The 21,774-nt window shown below is 72.2% G+C and carries 23 protein-coding genes and 1 pseudogene; 7 read left to right on the plus strand and 17 right to left on the minus strand.

Features of this window, described 5'->3' with window-relative positions; all coding sequences use genetic code 11:
* Positions 1-212 precede the first annotated feature (212 nt).
* Entirely contained in the window at positions 213-1,091 is an 879-nt protein-coding gene (locus ABD211_RS07060) for a hypothetical protein (protein WP_344127485.1), read from the plus strand.
* Positions 1,092-1,111: 20 nt separating this feature from the next.
* Here ABD211_RS07060 and ABD211_RS07065 read toward each other — a convergent pair.
* Positions 1,112-1,210: pseudogene (locus tag ABD211_RS07065) on the minus strand (CehA/McbA family metallohydrolase); the annotation flags it as partial.
* Positions 1,194-1,484, minus strand: coding sequence for an AAA family ATPase (locus ABD211_RS07070; RefSeq protein ID WP_344127488.1), 291 nt, complete (start codon positions 1,482-1,484; stop codon positions 1,194-1,196). The pseudogene ABD211_RS07065 and the gene ABD211_RS07070, both read right to left, overlap by 17 nt.
* A 23-nt stretch (positions 1,485-1,507) precedes the next feature.
* On the opposite strand from ABD211_RS07070, the gene ABD211_RS07075 reads away from it, so the two are divergent.
* Positions 1,508-2,014: an HAD domain-containing protein gene (locus ABD211_RS07075; RefSeq protein WP_344127491.1), complete on the plus strand. Its 507-nt coding sequence runs from the start codon at positions 1,508-1,510 to the stop codon at positions 2,012-2,014.
* Here the strand turns inward: ABD211_RS07075 and ABD211_RS07080 are convergent.
* Entirely contained in the window at positions 2,000-2,641 is a 642-nt protein-coding gene (locus ABD211_RS07080; protein WP_344127493.1) for an HAD family hydrolase, read from the minus strand. The genes ABD211_RS07075 and ABD211_RS07080 overlap by 15 nt on opposite strands.
* Positions 2,642-2,708: 67 nt before the next feature.
* Between ABD211_RS07080 and ybiA the strand changes: the two genes are divergently transcribed.
* From ybiA to ABD211_RS07095, 3 genes are all read left to right on the plus strand, one after another.
* Positions 2,709-3,275, plus strand: coding sequence for a riboflavin biosynthesis intermediates N-glycosidase (gene ybiA / locus ABD211_RS07085; RefSeq protein WP_344127496.1), 567 nt, complete (start codon positions 2,709-2,711; stop codon positions 3,273-3,275).
* Positions 3,272-3,940: a nucleoside/nucleotide kinase family protein gene (locus tag ABD211_RS07090; RefSeq protein ID WP_344127499.1), complete on the plus strand. Its 669-nt coding sequence runs from the start codon at positions 3,272-3,274 to the stop codon at positions 3,938-3,940. Before ybiA ends, ABD211_RS07090 begins: the two co-directional genes overlap by 4 nt.
* A 280-nt stretch (positions 3,941-4,220) precedes the next feature.
* A complete protein-coding gene (locus tag ABD211_RS07095) occupies positions 4,221-4,844 on the plus strand; it encodes a hypothetical protein (RefSeq protein WP_344127502.1) in 624 nt (207 codons plus the stop codon).
* Here the strand turns inward: ABD211_RS07095 and ABD211_RS07100 are convergent.
* The 5 genes from ABD211_RS07100 to ABD211_RS07120 form a co-directional block, all read right to left on the minus strand.
* Positions 4,821-5,516, minus strand: coding sequence for an HAD family hydrolase (locus ABD211_RS07100; protein ID WP_344127504.1), 696 nt, complete (start codon positions 5,514-5,516; stop codon positions 4,821-4,823). The two genes, ABD211_RS07095 and ABD211_RS07100, sit on opposite strands and share 24 nt — an antisense overlap.
* The gene (locus tag ABD211_RS07105; protein ID WP_344127506.1) at positions 5,513-6,205 is read right to left on the minus strand and encodes a carbon-nitrogen hydrolase family protein; all 693 of its coding nucleotides are present in this window, start codon (positions 6,203-6,205) and stop codon (positions 5,513-5,515) included. The genes ABD211_RS07100 and ABD211_RS07105 overlap by 4 nt, the downstream gene beginning before the upstream one ends.
* A gap of 237 nt (positions 6,206-6,442) precedes the next feature.
* Positions 6,443-7,402, minus strand: coding sequence for a prolyl aminopeptidase (gene pip / locus ABD211_RS07110; protein WP_344127508.1), 960 nt, complete (start codon positions 7,400-7,402; stop codon positions 6,443-6,445).
* On the minus strand, positions 7,399-8,997 hold the full coding sequence (locus ABD211_RS07115) for an ABC-F family ATP-binding cassette domain-containing protein (RefSeq protein ID WP_344127511.1): 1,599 nt from the start codon (positions 8,995-8,997) through the stop codon (positions 7,399-7,401). The genes pip and ABD211_RS07115 overlap by 4 nt, the downstream gene beginning before the upstream one ends.
* A gap of 150 nt (positions 8,998-9,147) precedes the next feature.
* Positions 9,148-9,576, minus strand: a complete 429-nt coding sequence (locus ABD211_RS07120) for a GNAT family N-acetyltransferase (protein ID WP_344127513.1) — start codon at positions 9,574-9,576, stop codon at positions 9,148-9,150.
* Between the two features lie 235 nt (positions 9,577-9,811).
* On the opposite strand from ABD211_RS07120, the gene ABD211_RS07125 reads away from it, so the two are divergent.
* Positions 9,812-10,156 carry an RNA polymerase-binding protein RbpA gene (locus tag ABD211_RS07125; protein ID WP_344127515.1) on the plus strand — a complete coding sequence of 115 codons (345 nt, stop codon included), beginning with the start codon at positions 9,812-9,814 and terminating at the stop codon, positions 10,154-10,156.
* A gap of 54 nt (positions 10,157-10,210) precedes the next feature.
* Here the strand turns inward: ABD211_RS07125 and ABD211_RS07130 are convergent, their stop codons facing one another.
* From ABD211_RS07130 to kdd, 9 genes are all read right to left on the minus strand, one after another.
* Positions 10,211-10,729, minus strand: a complete 519-nt coding sequence (locus ABD211_RS07130; protein WP_344127517.1) for an FxsA family protein — start codon at positions 10,727-10,729, stop codon at positions 10,211-10,213.
* 11 nt (positions 10,730-10,740) lie between these two features.
* Positions 10,741-11,526, minus strand: coding sequence for a polyprenol monophosphomannose synthase (locus ABD211_RS07135; protein WP_344127519.1), 786 nt, complete (start codon positions 11,524-11,526; stop codon positions 10,741-10,743).
* Complete coding sequence (gene lnt / locus ABD211_RS07140) at positions 11,523-13,121, minus strand: apolipoprotein N-acyltransferase (RefSeq protein WP_344127521.1); 1,599 nt, start codon at positions 13,119-13,121, stop codon at positions 11,523-11,525. Before lnt ends, ABD211_RS07135 begins: the two co-directional genes overlap by 4 nt.
* A gap of 445 nt (positions 13,122-13,566) precedes the next feature.
* On the minus strand, positions 13,567-14,844 hold the full coding sequence (locus ABD211_RS07145; protein ID WP_344127523.1) for a glutamate mutase L: 1,278 nt from the start codon (positions 14,842-14,844) through the stop codon (positions 13,567-13,569).
* Entirely contained in the window at positions 14,841-15,215 is a 375-nt protein-coding gene (gene kal, locus ABD211_RS07150) for a 3-aminobutyryl-CoA ammonia lyase (RefSeq protein WP_344127525.1), read from the minus strand. The genes ABD211_RS07145 and kal overlap by 4 nt, the downstream gene beginning before the upstream one ends.
* Positions 15,212-15,940: a lysine 5,6-aminomutase subunit beta gene (gene kamE, locus ABD211_RS07155; protein ID WP_344127527.1), complete on the minus strand. Its 729-nt coding sequence runs from the start codon at positions 15,938-15,940 to the stop codon at positions 15,212-15,214. Before kamE ends, kal begins: the two co-directional genes overlap by 4 nt.
* Positions 15,941-16,013: 73 nt before the next feature.
* The gene (gene kamD, locus ABD211_RS07160) at positions 16,014-17,591 is read right to left on the minus strand and encodes a lysine 5,6-aminomutase subunit alpha (RefSeq protein ID WP_344127529.1); all 1,578 of its coding nucleotides are present in this window, start codon (positions 17,589-17,591) and stop codon (positions 16,014-16,016) included.
* An 11-nt stretch (positions 17,592-17,602) separates the two neighbouring features.
* Positions 17,603-19,168, minus strand: a complete 1,566-nt coding sequence (locus ABD211_RS07165) for an amidohydrolase (protein WP_344127531.1) — start codon at positions 19,166-19,168, stop codon at positions 17,603-17,605.
* A gap of 74 nt (positions 19,169-19,242) precedes the next feature.
* A complete protein-coding gene (kdd, locus tag ABD211_RS07170; protein WP_344127533.1) occupies positions 19,243-20,304 on the minus strand; it encodes an L-erythro-3,5-diaminohexanoate dehydrogenase in 1,062 nt (353 codons plus the stop codon).
* A gap of 122 nt (positions 20,305-20,426) precedes the next feature.
* On the opposite strand from kdd, the gene ABD211_RS07175 reads away from it, so the two are divergent.
* On the plus strand, positions 20,427-21,767 hold the full coding sequence (locus ABD211_RS07175) for a KamA family radical SAM protein (RefSeq protein ID WP_344127535.1): 1,341 nt from the start codon (positions 20,427-20,429) through the stop codon (positions 21,765-21,767).
* Positions 21,768-21,774: the final 7 nt, after the last annotated feature.

The following is a 21,774-nucleotide window of genomic DNA, read 5'->3' on the forward strand; positions in this document are numbered from 1 at the left end:
CGCTCTGATCATGATGGCCCCGGCGGACCCGCGGGATCGGTCCGGGAGTTCACCGTGGCGCGGTATCGCGACCCGTTGCGGGCGCTGCACGAGCGGATCGAGCGGGACTGGCCGTTCGTGGCCCACTCCCAACGCTTCCTCATCGAGGCCCGCAAACCCGGATGACCGGCCGGGTCCGTTCCTGGTAAGACCGTGCGGTGCGGATGATCCAAATGAGGGAACTATGTGTCCTGCCACCGCTCGTGGCCGACGAGGAGATCGTCGCGGTGACGGCGTCCTTCGATGGGCAGCTGGCCGCGGTCGCCGTGCGGCGCGGTGACGTCTCGTCGGCTGCCCTGTTCCTCTTCGACGGCAACGACTGGCAGCGAACCGCGATGCGTCCCTACGGTGTGGCGTACCCGCATCTCGCACTGCTGCCCGGCAACGAGACGCTTGTCATCTATAGCCGGAGCGACCGGCGTGGGAACGGCGAGTGGGACGACAACGCCTACGTCTACGACCCGACCGGCCGGCAGCGCCGGTCGTTCTGCCTCGGCGATGGGATCGAACATGTCGCCGTCGACGCGGCCGGCGCCATCTGGGTCGCGTACTTCGACGAAGGCGTCTTCGGCGATGGAAACAGTGGCATCGGCAGGTCCGGGCTGGTCCGGTTCAGCGCGGACGGGCAACAGCTGTGGCAGTACGAACCGCCGTCCGGAGCGGATTACATCGCCGACTGTTACGCGCTCAACGTCGACGCCCGCACCACGTGGATCTGTTACTACACCGAGTTTCCGCTGGTGAAGATCGAGGGCGGTCGGGCGACGGCGTACGCGCCCACGCCTGTGCGTGGCGCGAGGTCGGTGATGGTTCATGGTCGCGACGTCGTGTTCGTAGGCGAGTACGACGACCACATGCGCCTCGCGAGTTGCCGTCTGGCCGGTACCTCGGTGGAGTATGTCGATCAGGCGGTGTTCGTCGAGCCGGGCGGCGAGCAGGTCCCGCTGTTCCGTCCCTTCGCCGCCCGTGGCAGTCGGCTGTATGTCACGACCGACGACCGCGTCCTGCTCGCCGACCTGGCCGACGACGACAACCGGGTCCGCGTCAGGTAAGCAGGATGGGGTTGGTGAACGCGGCCCCATTCCGCGAGTGCCGCTTCGTCGTCCGCGTTCCACGGCAGGTCCGAGGCCCACTGCCCGTTCACACCTAAGACATCAAAGCCCTGGTACGGGCAGCGCGCTCAGGTCCTCGACGATGAGGTCGAACCCCTCGCCGCGGTACCAGTGGAAGGTCTCCAGCATCACCTGCGGCGACCGGTCCGCCCACCGCTCGTCCATCGTCATGCCCGCGAATTCATGCAGGTACGGGCACGTCTGCGGCGTGCTGCGGGCGGCGTGGCCGGCCATCGCGGCGTCAGTATCGTAGACGCGCAGCCCGTGCCGGGCCGCCAGGCGGCGTGCGACGGTCGACTTACCGGCCCCGCTGCCGCCGCCGATCCAGTACACGTCCGGACTGTAGCCCGAGGGAGGTGAGCGCTGTGGAACCGCCGGTGTGGCTGCTCGACGTCGACGGAGTACTCAACGTCCAACGCCCGGGCTGGGGCGCCGCGCCGCGGCGCGGCATGGCCGTGTCCATGGGCGAGGCGTGGCCGATGCGCTGGGCTCCCGCACTGATCCGGCGCATCCGGGAGATCCACCGCACGGGTGTGGCCGAGGTGCGCTGGTGTTCCACCTGGTGCCCGGACGCCGACCAGGTGGAGCGGCTGTTCGGCCTGCCGCCGTTGGCCCGGGCGCTCACCGGGCGGCCCCGCGCGGGCATGGCGGGCGACGCGGCGAAGCTCGCCGCCGCCCAGGCGGTGATCTCCGACGAGGGCCGGGCGCTGATCTGGACCGACGACACGGCCGTTCCGGACGAGGGGCCGTGGTGCGACCTCATGCTGCCTGGTCGCCGGCTGCTCATCCGGCCGAGGGCCGCGCGCGGCCTGCAGCCCGGACACCTGGACGCGATCGAGGTGTTCGCGTCAGAGTCGGTTTAGGATGATGTCCTTCAATTCGGCCAGGGTTTCGATGCGATAGCTGGCCCGCGAGAAGTCCTGTGTTCTTGTGAAGTCGTTGTGGACAATGGCGCAGTCGATGCCGGCAGCTACGGCTGAGTTGAGCCCTCTGGATGAATCCTCGACGACGAGCGTCTCTTCTCTGCTGGCGCCGAGGCGCCTCAAGCCGGTCAGATACGGTTCCGGGTGCGGTTTCGCGAGCCGGTAGTCCTCGCGGACAAGGACGAAGTCCATGTACTGTCTGACGTGGCGCTTCTCGTGGATAATTTCGAAATCCGCACGCTTCGCGGTCGTCACGATAGCCATACGGACGTGCTGTGACAGTTCGGCAAGGGTCTCGACAACGCCGTCAATCTCAATGGCTTCTGTTCTCAGGTACTCCTGATAGTAATCGTTGCGAACCTCGCGCTGCCTGCTGATGGTCTGTTCGTCAACGCCTGCCGCCCTGGCCTGGGCCCAGGTGCCCGAGCCCTGGCTCATGTCCCGGAGATACCGGTCCTGGTCCAGGGTCACACCGATGTCCGCCAGGGCGCGTTCCCCCGCTTTGTAGTACCAGACCTCGGTATCCACCAGAACGCCGTCATGATCGAAGAGGATGTACTTTTTCACTCTCCTGGTCCTTTCCGGTAGCCGGGGGCACGTTAACAATGTCGGTGGGGTCTGGCACGCTGCTGGGATGCCCACTTCCCTGCCCTACACCGTTGACGAGCTGCGCGACCTGGTCGCGGCCGGCGCCGCGGTGACCTACCTGCACTTCTGGGGCCACCGGCCCGAGGCCGACGGTCGGATCGGGAAGGGCTGCCTGAGCCAGTGGTGGGACGCGGCGCCGTTCGACGTCGACGGGGTCCGCTACGCCACCGCCGAGCACTACATGATGGCCGAGAAGGCGCGCCTGTTCGGCGACAAGGAGACTGCCGCGCGGATCGTCGCGGCCGCCTCCCCCGGCGCCGCCAAGGCCCTCGGCCGTCAGGTTGCGAGGTTCGACGACGCGACCTGGCGCGAGCACCGGTCCGACATCGTCGTCGCGGGCAACCGGGCCAAGTTCGGCCAGCACCCCGAACTGCTGGCGTACCTGGTGGGCACGCGTGGCCGGGTGCTCGTCGAGGCCAGCCCGCAGGACCGGATCTGGGGCATCGGACTCGCCGCCAGCGACGGGCGCGCGTTCGACCCGGCCCGGTGGCCCGGCCTCAACCTGCTCGGCTTCGCCCTTATGCGGGTGCGGGCCGAGTTCGTCGACGGGTGACCCGCGACGACCTGCTCGCCCGGCTGGTCGACCTGATCGCGACGCGGCGGCCCGGCGCGGTGCTGCGGGTCGCCGTGGACGGGCCGGACGCCGCGGGCAAGACCACCCTCGCCGCCGACCTGGCCCGGGTGCTGGCCGGGGTGCGCGAGCCGGTCCGGGTCAGCATCGACGGTTTCCATCGGCCGCGCGCCGAGCGGCGGCGCCGGGGCGACCTGTCCCCCGAGGGTTACTACCGCGACTCGTTCGACTACCAGTCCGTACTCGATGAGGTGTTGACGCCGTTGGGCGCGGACGGTGAGCGGTGGTACCGGCCGCAGGTGTTCGACCACCGCCGCGACGCGCCCGTCGACGCGCCTGCCCGGGTGGCGCCGGCGGGCGGGGTGCTGCTGTTCGAGGGCGTGTTCCTGCTGCGACCGGAGCTGCGCGGGCACTGGGATCTCGCCGTCTACCTGGACATTGCGCCCGAGGAGTCGGTGCGTCGGGCGTTGCTGCGCGACGCCGGGCTGTTCGGCGGGCCGGCGGCGACGCGCGAGCGCTACCAGGCGCGCTACCTGCCGGGGCAGGAGTTGTACCGGGCGGAGGCCGACCCGCGCGGGCACGCCGACGTGGTCATCGACAACACCGACCCCGAGCGGCCCGACATCCTGCGGTGGCCGGCAGGCTGAAGGTCCTCGCCATGCTGCCCACGCCGGTCAAAGCGGTTCTGCCCGGGCTGTTCATCGTGGTTCGTCGCACCGGCCGTCCCACCGTTAGGGTCGTCGGTGCGGCTCACCAGGGCGCACCTGGTCGGTACTCCCGGGGTGGTCACCACCATCGAGCGGGTTCGCCCTCGTCGCCGTCGCGTGGACGGTCGGCGTGGCGCGCCTCGCCGTCATCGGCCGTCGTCGACGGACGAGCGCCCGGCCGGCCGATGCGCAGCCGCCCGATGGTCGGTATACCTGAGATGTGGCAGTCGTCGAGATAGCCCCGCGCCGTCACGCTCGGATCTGGCGTGACGTGCTCCTGCTCGGTGTCGTGTACGCGGTGGCCATGGCCGTGGCCGGCTCGATGGCGCTGACGGCCGCGCCGTTCGGCTGGGTCGCCGGTGCCGTCGCCGCCTCCTGGGCGGTCGCGTTCGTCGCCGTGTCCCTGGCGCTCGACTGGCACGTCATGTCGGTCCTGCGGGTGTCGCTGCTCGTCGTGTCGTTCCTGGCCACACTGTCCGCCCTGTTCCTCGTGCCCGACGCGCTGCTCGGCGTGCGCGGCGTCGAGGTCAGCGCCACCATCGTGGCTGCCGACGAGACGCCCGCCGTCGACGACGGACGGCTGCTGTTCACACTGGCCGATCCCGCGGGGCGCACGTTGGCGGGTCGGCTGGAGGCCGGCGACAGCCTGACGGTCGGCGATCGGGTGACGGTCGTGGCGGACCCGGAGGGCCTCGTGCACCCGCAGCTGGCCGGGGACGTGCCGGGCGGCGGCGCGCTGCCGGTCGGCCTGCTGCTCACGATGTACGGGATGGTCCTCGTGCTCGGGTGGCTCTGCGCGCGGCAGGCACACCGGTCGCGGTCAGGTGCCGAGGGCGGCGCGTAGCACCGCGTCCGTGTCCACGAGCGACGCGAGCACCATGTCGGCGCCGGCCGCCACGAGGTCGTCGGTCGTCGAGCGGCCCGTGGCGACGCCGATCGCGCGAACGCCGTTCGCGTGCGCGCCGACGATGTCGTGCGGCGTGTCCCCGATGACGATCACCCGGTCGCCGGCGTACCCGCGCCCGTAAGCCTGCGACGCCCGCTCGACCGCCAACCGCACGAGCGTCGCGCGGCGGCCGTCGTCGCAGCCGTAGCCGCCGACCGCGAAGTCGATCCGGTCGGTCAGCCCGAACATCGACAGCTTCTCGTACGCCGTCTCGCGCACGTTGCCCGTCACCACCGACTGGACCAGCTTCGGCACCTCGGCGAACGCCGCCAGCGCCGCGCCCGCGCCGGGCAGCACGCAGCCGGAGGCGACGATGTCGTCCCGGCGGCTTCTGAGGCCCTCGGTCAGCGCCACGAAGAACTGACGGATCAGCGCCTCGTCGGGCGCGATGCCCTGCGCGGTGAGCGCCTCCGTGATCAGGTCGTGGTCGGTTCGGCCGCCGAGGTCCGGCAGGTGTGTCAGGTCCTCGCCGGTGACCTCGCGGAACGCGGCCCGGAAGATGTCGACGGTCACGCCGCCGGTCTTGATGAGGGTCCGGTCGATGTCCCACAGCACCAGGCGGTCCGTCACGACAACGCCCCCGTGACGAGGTCGCCGGGCTCGATGCCGGCGCGGGCCACGACGACCCCGGCCGGCGTACGGATGCTGGACCCGCCCGCCGTGCGGTCGAAGCCGCCGCCGGTCGGGCCCGCGCAGCTCGCGATCGCCACCCACACGCCGTGCTCGGCCGCGATCCGGGCGGCACGTTCCTCCAGCACGTCGGCCTCGTGGTCGTGCTTGACGACGCCGGCCACGTACGCGTCGATGCCGAGGGCGGCCGTGTCCTTCGCGTGCTGCGCGACCCCGGTGTCCTTGCAGATGCCCAGGCCCAGCCGCCAGCTGTCGACCTCGATCGCGACGGGCGCCGGGCCCGGCACGAACCGGCGGGCCTCCTCGTCGCCGAGCCACAGCTTGCGGTAGGCGACCGTGACGCCCGCCCCGTCGACGGCCAGGAACGCGATGTGCGGCCCGTCGATCGGGGCGCCGACCAGCGCCAACGAGCCCGTCGCCGCGCAGGAGTCCACAATGGGGGCAAGGCTCGGATCGTCCGGCGCGATGCTGTCCGCCGCCAGTTCGTAGCCCGTGAGCGACAGTTCGGGGAACACCACGACCCGCGCGTTCGCGGCCCGCACCGCGTCGGCGTGCCGGCCGGCGTTGCCGGCCACGTCGTGGGCGACTGTCACCGGCTGCGCGACGGCGATCATCAGGGGTGCGCGCACCTGACCTCCTTGCCGGTCCGACAATGGACGTGCTCACATCGTAGGCGCCGCGGCCTGCGCGCGGCTCTCGGCGATGACCTCGGGCGGGAACCCCGCGAAGAACGCGGCGTTCTCGTCGGTGAGATCCTCGCGCGGCGGCACTTCTCGCCGACCCTGGTCAGGGCGTCGTCCGCGTAGTCGCCGTGGCGGACGAGGTAGAGCACGCGGTTGGCCGTCCGCGCAGCGTACAAAGGCGTGTCACCGGCGGGCGGCGAACCGGTCGGTCGCGGCGACCAGCGCCGTGGTCATGTCCGTGAACCCCGCCCCGTGGCCGGCGCCCTCGATGATGAACAGCTCGGCGTCCGGCCATTCCAGGGCCAGGCGCCAGGGTGCCTCGATGGGTGAGCTGATGTCGCGTCGACCGTGCACGAGCACGCCCGGGATGCCGGCGAACCGGTGCGCCCCGGCCGGCAGCTGCCCGTCCATCCAGCAGGCGTGCCGCCAGTAGTGGGTGACCAGGCGGGCGAAGGCCATCCGGAACACCGGGTCGCGATAGCGCTTGTCGTGCTTGCGCGGCCCCGCGGTGGCGACGTGCGTGTCCTCCCACTCGCACCAGTCGATCGCGGCCTGCTCCCGCACCGCCGGGTCCGGGCTCTCGAGCAGCCTGGCGTACGCGTCGGCGAGGTTGCCGTCCCGGTCGGCCGTGGGCACGCCGTCGCGGAACCGCGCCCACTCCTCGGGGAAGATCCGGCCCATCGCACGGGTGATCCACTCGACCTCGCGGTGGGTGCCCTCCACGACGCTGAACAGCACCATCTCGCTCACGCGCTCGGGGTGCGCCATGGCGTACGCCTGGCCGAGCGCGGAGCCCCACGAGCCGCCGAACACCAGCCACTTCTCGATGCCCAGGTGGGTGCGCAGCCGTTCCATGTCGGCGACCAGGTGCGCGGTGGTGTTGGTGGACAGGTCGGTGGTCGGGTCGCTGGCGTGCGGGGTGCTGCGCCCGCACCCGCGCTGGTCGAACAGGACGACGCGGTAGGCGGCCGGGTCGAAGAACCGCCGCCACCACGGGTTGCAGCCCGACCCCGGACCGCCGTGCAGCACCACGGCCGGCTTTCCGTCGGGGTTGCCGACGGTCTCCCAGTACACGAGGTTGCCGTCGCCGACATCGAGCATGCCGTCCGCATAAGCGTCGATGTCCGGGTACAAACTCGTCACCGGGGGTCCACCTCCGTGATGTCGCCGTCGAGCCGCAGCCAGCGCGTGATCCCGGCGGTGCGCAGGAACGGCAGGTCGTGACTGGACACGATGAGCGCGCCCCGGTAGGCGGCGAGCGCCTGGGCGAGCTGTTCGACGCTGGCCAGGTCGAGGTTGTTGGTCGGCTCGTCGAGCAGGAGCAACTGCGGGGCCGGCTGGGCCAGCAGCAGCGACGCGAGCGTCGCCCGGAACCGTTCCCCGCCGGAGAGCGTACCGACGGTCTGGTCCGCGCGTCCGCCCCGGAACAGGAACCGGGCCAGCGCCGCGCGGATCTCGTTGGTGGTCGCCGACGGCGCCAGCCGCTCGGCGTTCGTCGCGATGGTGGCCGTCGGGTCGAGCAGGTCGAGGCGTTGCGGCAGGTAGCGCAGCGGCACCGCCGGGGTCACGGTGCCCGCGGTCGGGGTCAGCGTGCCCACAATGGTCTCCAGCAGGGTCGTCTTGCCGGCACCGTTGGGGCCGAGCAGGGCGATCCGCTCCGGCCCGCGCACGTCGAGGTCGACCCGGGCGCCGTTGCGCAGCACCGCGTCGCGCACCGTGAGGACGGTCCGGCCGGCCGGCACGGCCGTGTGCGGCAGGTCGACGCGGATCGTGTCGTCGTCGCGCACCGCGTCCTCGGCCTCGGTCAGCCGTACGCGCGCCTCGTCGAGCTTCTCGCCGTGCAGGGTGCGCTGCCGGCCGGCGCTCTGCTGCGCCTGCCGTTGGAGCGCGCCCGCGACGATCTTCGGGATGCCGCCCGCGAGCTGCTGGCGCCGTCCCTGGCTGGCGCGTCGGTCGGCCTTCATCCGGGCCTCGATGAGGTCGCGCTGCTGGCGGCGCACGTCGCCCTCGGCGGCGCGGACCAGCCGCAGGGCGGTCTCCTGCTCGGCGGCCACGGCCGCCTCGTAGTCGCTGAACGCGCCGCCGTAGAAGCGCAGGCCGCCGTCGCGCAACTCGGCGATCTGGTCGACCCGCTCCAGCAGCTCCCGGTCGTGGCTGACGACCACGAGGACGCCGGGCCAGGCGGCCACCACGTCGGACAGGCGCGTGCGCGCGTCGAGGTCCAGGTTGTTGGTGGGCTCGTCGAGCAGCAGCACGCCGGGCGGGTTCAGCACGTACGCGGCGAGGCCCAGCAGCATCGCCTCGCCGCCGGAGACCTCCCCGACGCGCCGGTCGAGTCCGATGTGGGCGAGCCCGAGGCGGTCCAGGGCCGCCCGGGCGCGCTCGTCCACGTCCCAGTCGTCGCCGACCGCGGCGAAGTCGTCGTCGGTGCCGTGGCCGGCCTCGATGGCGTGCAGCGCGCGCCGCGTGGCGGCGATGCCGAGCACCTCGGCCACCGGCAGGCCGGGGTCGAGGGTGAGGTCCTGGCGCAGGTACCCGATCGTGCCGGCGACCTGCACGTGGCCGCGGGCCGGGCGCAGCGCGCCGGCGACGAGGCGCAGCAGGGTGGACTTGCCGGATCCGTTGGTGCCGACGAGGCCGGTGCGGCCCGGGCCGACCGCGAAGGTCAGCTCGTCGAACAGGCGCTGCCCGTCGGGCCAGGTGAAATGGAGGTCGTTGACGACAATGGCGTGCTGCATGAGGGCCTCGCAGGGGGTGCGGATCGGACGGCGGCACGCGCGACACAGGTCGGCGCGGTGTGTGCGGCCTCAGATCAGCAACGGCCCGCTCCCCTCAACGACGGCAGGGCGCTGACCATGCTAGCCCCGCCCGGTCGCGGCGCCCAGCGATTAATCCACGTGCCGGGTCAGCACCACGTGCGGCCCGATGTTCGGGATGTCGAAGATCTCACCGCGCTGGGCGAAGCCGTGCCGGCGGTAGAACTCCAGGGCGCTCACCCGCGCGTTGCACCAGACCAGGCCGCCGCCGCGGGCCGCGACGCCGGCGAGGCCGGCGGCCAGCACCTCGCTGCCGAGCCCTCGGCCGCGCTGTGCCTCGTCGGTGGCCATCCCCCGGAAGCGCCACGCGGGCTGCCCGTCCAGGTCCTGCGGGATGAACGTGACGCAGGACACGACGTCGCCGGCCTCGTCGCGGTAGGCCAGGTGGAACGAGCCGGGCCGGCGGTCCTCGGCGAACATGGCCGAGTCGCGCGGCTGGCCCGGCCGGAGCACCCGCCAGCGCAGATCCAGGATGTCGTCCAGCGGAACCTCTTCGATCACAGGCGAAGTGTCGCACTGTCTCTGATCTGACGCTCAATGTTGATCACGCTAAAACGGGACGAACCAGGCCTCCCTCACGAATCTTGAGGTGGGTGATCACCCGGTTGCCGGATACGCTCGATGGGTACGTTGGAGATTCTGATGTTGGCTGGTACGGGAATCGTCAGACTGGCCGCGTCGTTGGATCCAACGGATGCCGTTGGAGCATTCCGAGTCCGGAGGGAACGAACCGATCATGGGCGAGCGCATGCTGCGCGGTAGTCGTCTCGGCGCCGTCAGCTACGAATCCGACCGCAACACGGAGTTGGCCCCGCGCCAGACCCGTGAGTTCCTGTGTGCCCGCGGCCACCAGTTCGAGGTGCCCTTCGCGGTCGACGCCGAGGTGCCGACGACCTGGGAGTGCAAGTTCGACGGCACCGTGGCGCGCCTCGTCGACGGCAGCGAGCCGGAGGCCAAGAAGGCCAAGCCGCCGCGCACCCACTGGGACATGCTGCTGGAGCGTCGGAGCATGTCCGAGCTTGAGGACATCCTGAACGAGCGTCTCGAAGAGGTCCGCGTGCGGCGCGGCCGCACCGCCTGACGTCCACCACGAGCCGTGGCGGCCCCGATGCCGGGTGCCGCCACGTTTTCGTGTCTAATCGGGCCGGTCGACGATCTCGCCCTCGATGGCCGGGGGCGGCGTCGTCGGTGGTGGGGGCGGCGGTGACGGCGCCGGGTTGCGCTGGGCGGGGCCGTAGCGCACCCGCACCTTGCGCGGGCCGAACAGGTTCGCCCGGGCCTGGGAACCCATCCGACGGTCCACCACGCGCAGCACGAAGCCACGGCTCAGCCGGCGCGTCGGCGGCGCCACCATCAGCAGCCCGATCACGTCGGTGATGAAGCCCGGCAGGACCATGAGCAGGCCGCCCACGAGGACGAGCAGGCCGTCGGTGGCCGCGTTGCCCGGCGGGCGGCCGGCGGCCGCCTCGTCGCGGAAGGCGCGCCAGGCCCGGACGCCCTCGCGGCGCAGCAGCCAGGCGCCCGCCACGGAGCTCGCCAGCAGCAGGGCGATGGTCCACGGCACGCCGATCGCCTTACCCACGCCGATGATCACGGCGATCTCGGCGATCGGCAGGACCACCAGAAGAAGGACGAGCAGCAGACGGCGGCTCATGTCAGCCCCGGTCAGTCGGCGGGACGGCCGGTGAGCTTGCGGCGCACGGCGGCGGCGCGGGCCTGTACGCCCCAGATGGTCGTCCGCCACAGCGCCTCACGCACGATGTTGGAGCTCATCTTGCTCGCCCCGCGTTCCCGCTCGGCGAACGTGATGGGCAGCTCCACGACCCGGAAGCCCTGCTTCAGCGCCCGCCAGGCCAGGTCGATCTGGAAGCAGTAGCCCTGCGAGGCCACCGAGTCGAGCTCGATCTTGTCCAGAACGGCCATCCGGAAGGCCCGGTAACCACCCGTGATGTCCTTGACCGGGACGCCGATGGCGGTACGGACGTAGAAATTTCCGATGCGGGAGATGGCGAACCGGTGCGCCGGCCAGTTGACCACCTTGCCGCCGGGCACCCACCGGGAGCCGAGCACGAGGTCGGCGTTGGCCAGGGCGTCGAGCAGCTTGGGCAGCTCCTCCGGCGCGTGCGAGCCGTCCGCGTCCATCTCCACGACGACGTCGTAGTCGTGCTCGCGGGCCCACGCGAAGCCGGCCAGGTAGGCGGCGCCGAGGCCCTGCTTGCCCTCGCGGTGCAGCACCTTGATGTGGTCGTCAGCGGCCGCCAGCTCGTCGGCGATGGCGCCGGTGCCGTCGGGGCTGTTGTCGTCGGCGACCAGCACGTAGGCGGCCGGGACGGCCTTGCGGAGCCGGTCGGTGATGACGCGGATGTTCTCCGCCTCGTTGTACGTGGGAATGACGACGAGCACCCGGCCGACGTTTGGGTACGTCTCGGCACCCGATGCTGCTTTCGTCACTCTTCCTGCCCTTCAGACACCGTTTCGGCGCGCCGGGCACGCCGCCGGATGATTACCCCGCAGGCGATGATGGTAAGCGCCGCGCCGACGAGAGTGAATTCGGGCAGTCCCCCGAATCTGGTGGCAATGGTACGTCCGTCCGGCAGCGGAACCGTAGCGGTGATCACTTTGGGAGTATTGAACTCGGTCGCTTCGCTCACCGTCCCGTCCGGCGCGGCGAAGCCGGAGATTCCCACTGTGGAGGCCATGAGCGCCGACCGTCCGTGCTCGACGGCCCGCAGCCGCACCATTGCCAGCTGCTGCGCGGCCTCGGCCGCGTTGAAGGTCGCGTTGTTGGTCTGGACCACGATCAGCTGGGCGCCGCCGGTGACCACGTCCCGCACGATCGAGTCGTACGCCACCTCGAAGCAGATGACGTCGCCGATCGTGACGTCGCCCATCGCCATCACGCCGGCCCGGTCACCGCCGATGAAGTCCGACCGGACCAGGTCGACCTTGTCGGTGACTTTCCGGGCGATGTCACGCAGCGGCACGTACTCCGCGAACGGCACCGGGTGCCGCTTGACGTACGGCGTCTGCGGCCCGCCGTCGGGCAGCCACACGATGCCCACGTTGCGTACGTGCTCGCCGGGGCCGTTGAGCAGCCCGCCGACGAGGATGGGGGCCTTGACCGCCGCCGCCGCCGCGTCGATGAGCCGACGGGCGTCGGCGTTGGCGAGCGGGTCGATGTCGGACGCGTTCTCCGGCCAGATGACCAGGTCGGGCTGCGGCTCGGCGCCGATGGCCACCCGGTTGGCCAGCGCGATCGTGGCGTTGACGTGGTTGTCGAGGACGGCCCGGCGCTGGGCGTTGAAGTCCAGACCCAGGCGCGGCACGTTGCCCTGCACGATCGCGACCCGGGCGGTGGGCACTCCGGACGTCGCGGCGGTCGGGATCGCCAGCGGCGCGACGGTGAACACCGCCGCCACGGCGACCGGCACGAGGGTCCCCCGGACCGCGAACGGGCGCCACGCGGCCAGCACGAGCAGCCCGCCGAGCACCCCCACCCCGAACGTCACCAGCGGGGCGCCGCCGAGTGCGGCCAGGCCCAGCAGCGGCGAGTCGGCCTGGCTGAACGCCAGTCGGCCCCACGGGAACCCGCCGAACGGCGTCCGGTCCCGCAGCGCCTCCTGCGCCACCCACAGCGCCCCGCTGACCAGCGGCCAGCTCCACCGCCACCGGTCCACCACCGGGCTCACCAGGGCCGTCGCGAGGCCCAGCAGGCCGACGTAGGCCGCCTCCAGCCCGGACAGCAGCAGCCACGGCAGCGACCCGACATTGATGCCGGTCCAGGCGAGCAGCGGGACGAAGAACGCGGCACCGGTGATCAGGCCGAGGCCCAGGCCGGCCCGGGCCCGGCGCCGGTGCGTCGCCGCGGCCAGCAGCGCCACGCCGACGGGCGCGAGCCACCACAGGTTCGCCCGGGGGAACGACGCCAGCAGCGCTCCGCCGGCCGCCACGGCGGCCAGGCACGACGCCCACAGGGGCAGTGGCCGGGCCGGTGGCGGCGCGGTCACGGGGGCGGGCGCGTCGCTGACCGACGCCTCAAGCAGCATCCGACCATGGTGCCCGACGCGGATCGTGGGCGACCAGGGAGGATAGGTGATTCACAGGCAGGAAGGGGCGCGGCTCGCGCCGCGCCCCGACTCCCAGGTCCCTCCTGGCCGGTTCGGCAGGTCGGGCACGCACGCGGTCTTCGGACCGACCCGCGATCGGCTGGCTGCCTGTCGCGCGTCGTTGTCTACTGACCGGGCGGTGCCACTCGCCGCGTGGCCCCTGCTCCACCCTGTCGCAGGGCCCACCACCGTGACGACCGCCCTGGTAGCGCCACGCCCGCCCCCGACCGCTGGACTTGGCAACGCCAGCGGGCGCATGAACGTAAGGCGTACTGAGGGTCGTCCACGGAAAAGGACTCAAGAACGGTACGACCTGTGGTGCGGGACCTGTCAACACTTCCGTCGAAGGATCTTGAGGTTGGCGGCGTGTCGACCCTGGCGTGTTTCAGTGCCCCAACAGCCCCGCGCGCACCAGGCGCCGGGCCGCCGCCGGGTGCGGGCCGGCGAGCAGACCGGCCGCTGCCAGCACGTACTCGTGATCGACGAGGACCCGCGCGGCGGTCGGCACGCGCCACCCACCCGCGTGGTCCGCGAGGATCGCGTCGAGCACGGCGGCGGCAGCCGCCGGCTCGGCGTGACGCAGAACACCACCGGACCCGACCACGAGCCGAACCCGGCGCAGGTCCCGGTCGCGCCCGTGCCGGCGCGCGGCGACCGTCGCGGCGATGGTCGCGAGTCGCAGGTCAACGGAGTGATCCGCGGAAAGCAGCGACGGGTCGGCCGCCCGCTGCGCGGCCGATGACGCCAGCGCCGCGTCGTGCGGCAGGCGTTCGGCGACCGCCGCGTCCAGGACGCCCGTGGCGCTCCACCGCACGCCCAGGTCGCCCTCGACGGTGCGCCCGCGCCACAGGGTGCCGGCCACGTCGGCGCTGGTCGCCCCGTCGGGCCGCAACACCGAGTACACGTCGGTGGTCGCCCCGCCCACGTCCACGACCAGCAGGTCGCCACCCAGCTCGTCGGCGAGCAGTTCCACGGCCGTGAGCACCACGTCGGGCGTCGCGCCGCGCACCAGCGACGCGAACCGCGGCCCCCGCGACAGGCCCTTGCCGCCGATGACGTGCCGCAGGAACACCTCCCGGATCGCGGCGCGCGCCGGCTGTGGGTTGAGTTCGCCGATGCGCGGCAGGACGTTGTCGGTCACGACCACGGGCACGCCGTGCTCACCGAGGTGGGCCGCCACGGCGTCGCGCGCCTCGGCGTTCCCGGCGAGTACGACGGGAACGCGCGTCCGGGCGCCCGCCAACCGCGCGGCGTTGTGGCGCAGCACGTCCTCGTCGCCGCCGTCGGTACCCCCGGCCAGCAGGATCACGTCGGGATTCGCCTGTCTGAGCGCGGTGAGGCCCGCGCGGTCGAGGCGGCCCGCCGCCACGTGCACGACCCGGGCGCCGGCGGTCAGGCCGACCCGTCGCCCGGCCTCGGCGGTGACCCGTTGCTCGTAGCCGATGACGGCCAGGCGCAGCCCTCCGCCGGCCGACGAGCAGACATGGACCTCGTCCGCGTCGGCGGCGCCGGCCGCCGCGATCGCGGCGTCGAGGCCGCGCAGCACGTCGGTGCCGATCGTGGTGGGATGCGCGGCGGTCGCCACCAGGGCGCCCGCGTCGAGGTCGACGACGGCGACCTTGGTGTACGTGGAGCCGACGTCGGCGCAGACCGCGACCGTCACGGCTTCGGCGGCACCACGACCGTGCCGGTGGCCCGCACGGCCACGACGGGCTCGGCGAGGACCTCGGCGGCGGACTCGCCGAGGTCGGGCCGGCCCCGGCAGACGACCCGGCACTCGAAGTCGATGGTGCGGCTGCGAGTGCCCATCCGGGTCACCGTCCCGGCGATCTCGAGCACGTCGCCCGCCCTGACGGGGGCGAGGAACTGCACGTCCGCATAGGACGCGAAGAGCCCCTCGTCGCCGTCGAGCTGAATGCAGATCTCCGTCGCCACGTCCCCGAACAGCCCCAGCGAATAGGCGCCGTCAACGAGCTGACCCGCGTAGTGCGCGTGCGCGTAGGGGACATACCGGCGATGGGTAACCGTGATCATGCCGTCACCAGCTTGTCGACCAGGTAGGACGCGACCTCGCGCGGGGTGGTGCCGCGGCCGAAGATGCGGTCCACGCCCAGTTCCTCGGTGGCCAGCTCGTCGAAGCGGGGGCCGCCGACCACGAGCAGCGGCCGCCTGCCGGCCGGGAACGCCTCCCGGAACGCCGCCGACATCTCCATCGTGTTCTGCAGGTGCGCGTCGCGTTGCGTGACCACCTGGCTGACCAGCACCGCGTCGGCCTTCTCGGCGCGGGCCCGGTTGACCAGCTCGGGCACGGTCACCTGGGCGCCGAGGTTGCTGACCGCGAACTCCCGGTAGGACTCCAGGCCCTTCTCCCCCGCGATCCCCTTGAGGTTGAGGATCGCGTCGATGCCCACGGTGTGCGCGTCGTCGCCGATGCAGGCGCCCACCACGGTCAGCTTGCGGCGCAGCTTCTGCTTGATCAGTGTGTTGATCTCCTTGGCGGAGCGCAGCGGGAAGTCCCGCTCGGCCACCACGACCCTGCTCAGGTCCACGAGGTGGTTGACCTTGCCGTAGACGACGAAGAACGTGTAGCCCTCCCCCATCTGCTTCGCGTGCACGACCATCGCCGGGTCCATGCCCATCTTCGCGGCCAGTTGCAGCGCCGCGCCCTCGGCCCGCTTGTCCGCCGGCACCGGCAGGGTGAAGCTCAGCTGCACCATCCCGTCCCCGGTGGTGTCGCCGTACGGCCTGATGATCGTCACGCGGTCACCTCCGCTGCGCTCCGGCGCCAGCGTGACTTTCCGCTGAGCCGATGGTTCGCTCGCTGACGCTCGCTCACTGCGCCGCCTCCAGGATCTCGGTCGCCGGGTTGTAGTAGTCGTTCTCGTGGGCCGCGACGCCGTCGAGGCCCTTCCCGCGGTCGGCCGGTCGCTTCATGATCCCGAAGGTGCCGTCGGCGATGGCGGTCAGCAGCGGCGCGGCCCCGCCGTCGTTGACGATGCGGTCCAGCAGGTCGACGGCCTCGCCCAGGACCTGGTTGGCGCGCCGCTGGATGAACCCGCCCGGCGCGGGCACGAAGTCCTCGTGCAGGTTGCCGGCCGCGTTGAGCACGTACCGGACGTTCTGCAAGGCGATATCGCGATCCGATAGCCACGGCGTGACCACGGCCTCGGTCATCATGCCGACCAGCAGGATCCCCTGCCCTGTCATGGCGCCGACCAGGTTGAAGAACCCGTCGAGCAGATTGCCTCGGAACACGTCGCCGGTCATGTGCTTGGTCGGCGGCATCCACTTCAGCGGCGCGTCCGGGAACAGCTCCCGGGCCAGCAGCGCGTGCGCCAGTTCGAGGCGGAACGACTCCGGCAGGTCCGGGTTGATCTCGAACGCGTGCCCCAGGCCGAGCTGGGCGTCCGCAAGCCCCGCCTCGTGCGCGAAGTACTCGTTGAGCAGCTGCGACACCGTCACCGTGTGCGCGGCCTCGACCGCGTCGGCGGTGGTGAGGTAGTTGTCCTCGCCCGTGTTGATGATGATCCCGGCCCGGGCGTGGATCTGCCGGGAGAACCGCTGGTCGACGAACGTACGGATGGGGTTGATGTCGCGGAACAGGATGCCGTACATGGAGTCGTTGAGCATCATGTCCAGCCGCTCCAGGCCGGCCAGCGTCGCGATCTCCGGCATGCACAGCCCGGACGCGTAGTTGGTCAGCCGGACGTAGCGCTTGAGTTCCTTCGACGACTCGTCCAGCGCCGCGCGCATGAGCCGGAAGTTCTCCTGCGTGGCGTAGGTGCCCGCGAACCCCTCCCGGGTCGCGCCCTCGGGCACGTAGTCCAGCAGCGACTGCCCCGTCGACCGGATCACCGCGATGACGTCCGCGCCCGCCCGGGCGGCCGCCTGCGCCTGCGGGATGTCCTCGTAGATGTCGCCGGTCGCCACGATCAGGTAGATCCACGGCCGCCGGGGCGGGTCGCCGAGGCGCCTGACCAGCCGCTCGCGCTCCGCGCGGCGGCGGTCGATGCGCCGGATGCCCGCGCTGGTCGCCCGCCGCGCGGCCCGCGGCGCCCGCCTCTCCCCGACACCCTCGGGTACGACGAACCGCACGGACCCGGCGGCCGCCTTCTGCGCCAGCAGCGTCACGTCGTCGAGGCCCTCGGTCGCGAGCGCGTGCCACACCGGCAGGGCCACCCCGTGTCCGAGCCCCACGTCGGCGCGCACCGCGTCGACCAGGCGGTTCACCCAGGGGATCCCGTCCGGGTCGGCGCCCGTGACGCCGGCCAGGCGCAGCACGGCCCGCTCCACGGCCACGGTCGTGTGGCTGCGCGCGAGGTCCACGACCGGTCGCCCCGCACGCTCGGCCAAGGCGCGCGCCCGGGTGACGAGCCGCGGGTCGAGGTCGAGCTTGCGCGGGGCGGACATACACGTACTCCTTAAAGGTCGTTCTCGTCGAAGATCGTGACGCCGCGCAGCACGGTGCGCCGGCACGACGGCAGGGTCGGCGTGGGCTCGTCGGGCGTCGCGGCGATCAGGACGGGCAGCCCGTTGGTGCCCGGGGTGGCGTCCCAGACGGCGAACGTCGCCGGGGCGCCGGGCTGCAGGATGCCCTCGTCGTCGAGGTGGGCGGCGCGCCAGCCGCCGCGGGTGTGCGCGGCGAACGCGGCCCGGGCGCTGATCCGCTGCGCGGGGTTGTGGTGGGTCATCGCGGCCCGCACGGTGCCCCACGGGTCCAGCGGCGTGACCGGTGAGTCCGAGCCGAACGCCAGGGCCACGCCGACGCCGGCCATGGCGCCGATCGGGTTGGACGCCAGGGACCGGTCGACGCCGAGCCGCAGGGCGTACATCTGGTCGTCGCCGCCCCACAGCCGGTCGAACGCCGGCTGCATGCTGGCCACGATCCCGTACTCGACGAATCCCCGGATCAGGTCCCGGTTCATGATCTCGGCGTGCTCGACGCGGTGCCGGCCGGCGCGCAGCCGGTCGCGGCCCACGATCTTCGCGGCCGCCGTGAAGCCCGCGACGACCGTGGCGATGGCGGCGTCGCCGATCGCGTGGAAGCCGCCCTGCGCGTTCTGGCGGGCGCAGTCGACGAGGTGGTCGCGCACCTGCTCGGCGGTCACGTAGGCGTGCCCGCAGGCGCCCTCCGACCCGTCGAGGTAGGCCCTGGTGACGTGCGCGGTGCGCGCGCCGAGCGCCCCGTCGGCGTAGAGGTCGCCGCCCGCGCCGAGCGCGCCCAGCTCGCGGGCCTTCGCGGCACCCATCAGCTCGCCCCAGTACCCGTACACCTCGGGCAGGCCGTTGGCGGCGCCGCCGAGCGACAGCACGTGGGTGAAGTCGTCCTCGCTGGACGTGCCCGGGCCGCCGCACTCGTGCACGGCCGCGATCCCGTACGCCGCCGCCGTGCGCAGCGCCACGACCTGGGCGTCGCGCCGCTGCGCGGTCGTGATCGAACCCATCGCGATGCCGCGCACCACGTGGTGGGCGTCGCGGCGCAGCCAGCCCGAGGCGTCGTACCCCGGCGCGACGGTGACCTGTGGGGCGGCCGCGAGCAGCGCCGTCGACGCGACCGCCGAGTGGATCGACGCCTGCGACAGGTACACCATCCGGCCGGCGGCGGCCCGGTCCAGCTCGTCGGCGGTGGGCGGGGCCTTGTCCGCCCACGCGGACTCGTCCCAGCCGTGACCCGCGACAACCGCGTCGGCGGGCAGCGCGGCGCAGTGCGCCGCGACCGCGTCGAGCACGTCGCGCGCCGAGCGGGCGGCGGACAGGTCCAGGCCGGACAGCGCGATGCCGGTGTCGGTGGCGTGGACGTGCGCGTCGACGAAAGCGGGCGTGACGAGGCCGCCGTCCAGGTCGACGACGGTGTCGGCGGCGGGCGCGTCGGCGTCCGTACCCAGCCAGGTGATCTCACCGTCGGCGACGAGCAGGGCGGTGGCCCTGGGGTAGGCGGGGCTGTAGACGCGACCGTTCCGGTAGAGGGTGCGTGCCTGAGGGGTCATGCCGTCACCTCCCTACGGTCGGCGTCGGCATTACTACTGAGCTGATGATGTCCTCGCTTCGCTCGGTCATGGCGTCATCCTGCCGCCTCCGCCGCGAGCCGGGCAGTGAAGAGCGCGCGAATGCCGGGTTCGTCACGCAGCAGGGTCAGCGCCAGGTCGGCGTGCCCCGGCACGTACCCGTTGCCGATGAGCATCGTCACGTCGGCCGCGAGGCCCTCGGCGCCCAGCGCGGCCGCCGGGAAGCTCGTCGCCATGCTGAAGAAGATGACCGTCCCGCCGTTGCTGGTGGCCAGGATCGCGCCGTGCTCGCACCCGGGCACGTCCACGCACACCACGGTCACGTCGGCGGGCCGTCCGAGGTGCCGCGTGACGGCGTGGGCCAGGGCCACCGGGTCGCGGGCGTCGGCCAACGCGACCTCGTCGGCCACCTTGGCCGCCGTCAGGCGGTCGCGCTCCGCGGTCGTCGGAACCACCCCGAGGGTACGGGCGGCGCCCGCGCGGCGCGCCGCGGCGAGCGCGAGCGACCCGGACTTGCCGGCGCCCCCGATGACCGCGACGGTAACGTCGTCGCCCCGGTCGCGGTGCTGCGCGACGACCCGGGTGGTGAGCGCGGGCGCGCCGCACACGTCGAGGACGGCCAGGGTCAGCTCGGACGACATGTCCTCGGGCAGGACGGCCGCGATCGACCGGGCGAACAGGATCGCGTGCCCTTCCGCCGGCACCTGCTCGGAGCGGCCGTCCCAGCGCGCGAGCTCGTCGGTGACCGCCAGGGGCGTGAGGGTGAGCGAGACGAGGGTGGCGACCCGGTCGCCGACCTTGAGGCCCAGCGGCGAGCGCGGGCCGACCTCGTCGACGGTGCCGATGAGCATGCCGCCCGACCCGGTGACCGGATTGTGCATCTTTCCGCGGTTCTTGACGATGTCGAGAACCGCGGCGCGGATCGCCTCGCCGTCGCCGCCGTGGGCGGTGTGCAGCTGGCGGTAGCTGGCCGCGTCGAGGTTGAGCCGCTCGACGCGCACACGCGCCTCGTCGTCGGCGATCTCCGGCGCGTTGTCCAGGCTCAGCGCCGCCTGCGGAAGCACCCCGTGCGGCGCGAGGACGCGGTGCAGGCCCACCGGAGACGACGCCGTACCCATGATCTGCACGCTCCCTTGCGTTAGACCCCATCTACAGGAAATTATTCGGCAGAGTAGTGACTTGGCCGAAGAATCTCTACTACTCTCGCCCGAGTCATGGTCATCGCGCAAGGAGGCAGACGGTGAGCGAGCCTTACGAGTACCGGCGGCGGGAGCTCGTCGAGCCCGACTGGACCCGGTTTCCCGGCTGGCGCGACGTGACCGTGGCCGAGTGGGCGTCCGCCCAGTGGCAGCGGTCGCACTGCGTGAAGAACATCGCGCAGCTCAGGGCCGTACTCGGGGATCTTGTCTCGGAGGTCTTCTACGCGGACCTGGCGGCGGACCAGGAGCGGTTCGCCACGATGTCGATGCTCGTGCCCCCGCAGATGATCAATACGATGGTGCCGGAGGGCGCGGCCGACTGGACGGCGGCGCTCTACGCCGACCCGGTGCGCCGCTACATGATCCCCGTCGCGTCGGACCGGCGCGTGGACTGGCCGTCGCACCCGCACGCCTCGCGCGACTCGCTGCACGAGCACGACATGTGGGTGGCCGAGGGCCTCACCCACCGCTACCCCACCAAGGTGCTCGCCGAGCTGCTGTCGACGTGCCCGCAGTACTGCGGGCACTGCACCCGTATGGACCTCGTCGGCAACTCCACGCCCGTGGTGGACAAGCTCAAGCTGTCGTTGAAGCCGGCCGACCGCTACTCCGGGATGCTCGCCTACCTGGCCGCGCACCCCGAGGTGCGCGACGTCGTCGTCTCGGGCGGCGACGTGGCCAACGTGCCGTGGCGCAACCTGGAGGCCTTCCTCAACCGGCTGCTCGACCTCGACTCGGTGCGCGACATCCGGCTCGCCACCAAGGCACTTGCCGCGCTGCCGCAGCACTGGCTCGCCCCGGACGTCGTCGACGGCCTCGGCCGGGTCGCCGCACGGGCCCGCGCGCGGGGCGTCAACCTGGCGATCCACACGCACGTCAACCACGCGCAGTCCGTGACGCCGCTGGTCGCGCGCGCGGCGCGGGTCGCGCTGGACGCCGGGGTGCGCGACGTGCGCAACCAGGGCGTGCTCATGCGGGGCGTCAACGACTCCGTCGAGTCGCTGCTGGACCTGTGCTTCGCGTTGCACGGCGAGGCCGGGATCCTGCCGTACTACTTCTACATGTGCGACATGATCCCCAACGCCGAGCACTGGCGGGTGGCGCTGTGGCAGGCCCAGCAGCTGCAGCACGACATCATGGGCTTCCTGCCCGGCTACGCCACGCCGCGGATCGTGTGCGACGTGCCGTTCGTCGGCAAGCGCTGGGTCCACATGGCCGCCGAGTACGACCGTGACCTGGGCATCTCCTGGTGGAACAAGGGCTACCGCACCCGCTTCGAGGAGACCAACGGCATCGCCGAGGGCCGGCAGTACTCGTACTACGACCCGATCGACACCCTTCCCGAGGTCGGCCGGAAGTTCTGGAGCAGGCAGTCCGACTGACCCGCCC

It is taken from the genome of Luedemannella flava (genome assembly GCF_039528515.1).
GTDB lineage: Bacteria > Actinomycetota > Actinomycetes > Mycobacteriales > Micromonosporaceae > Luedemannella > Luedemannella flava.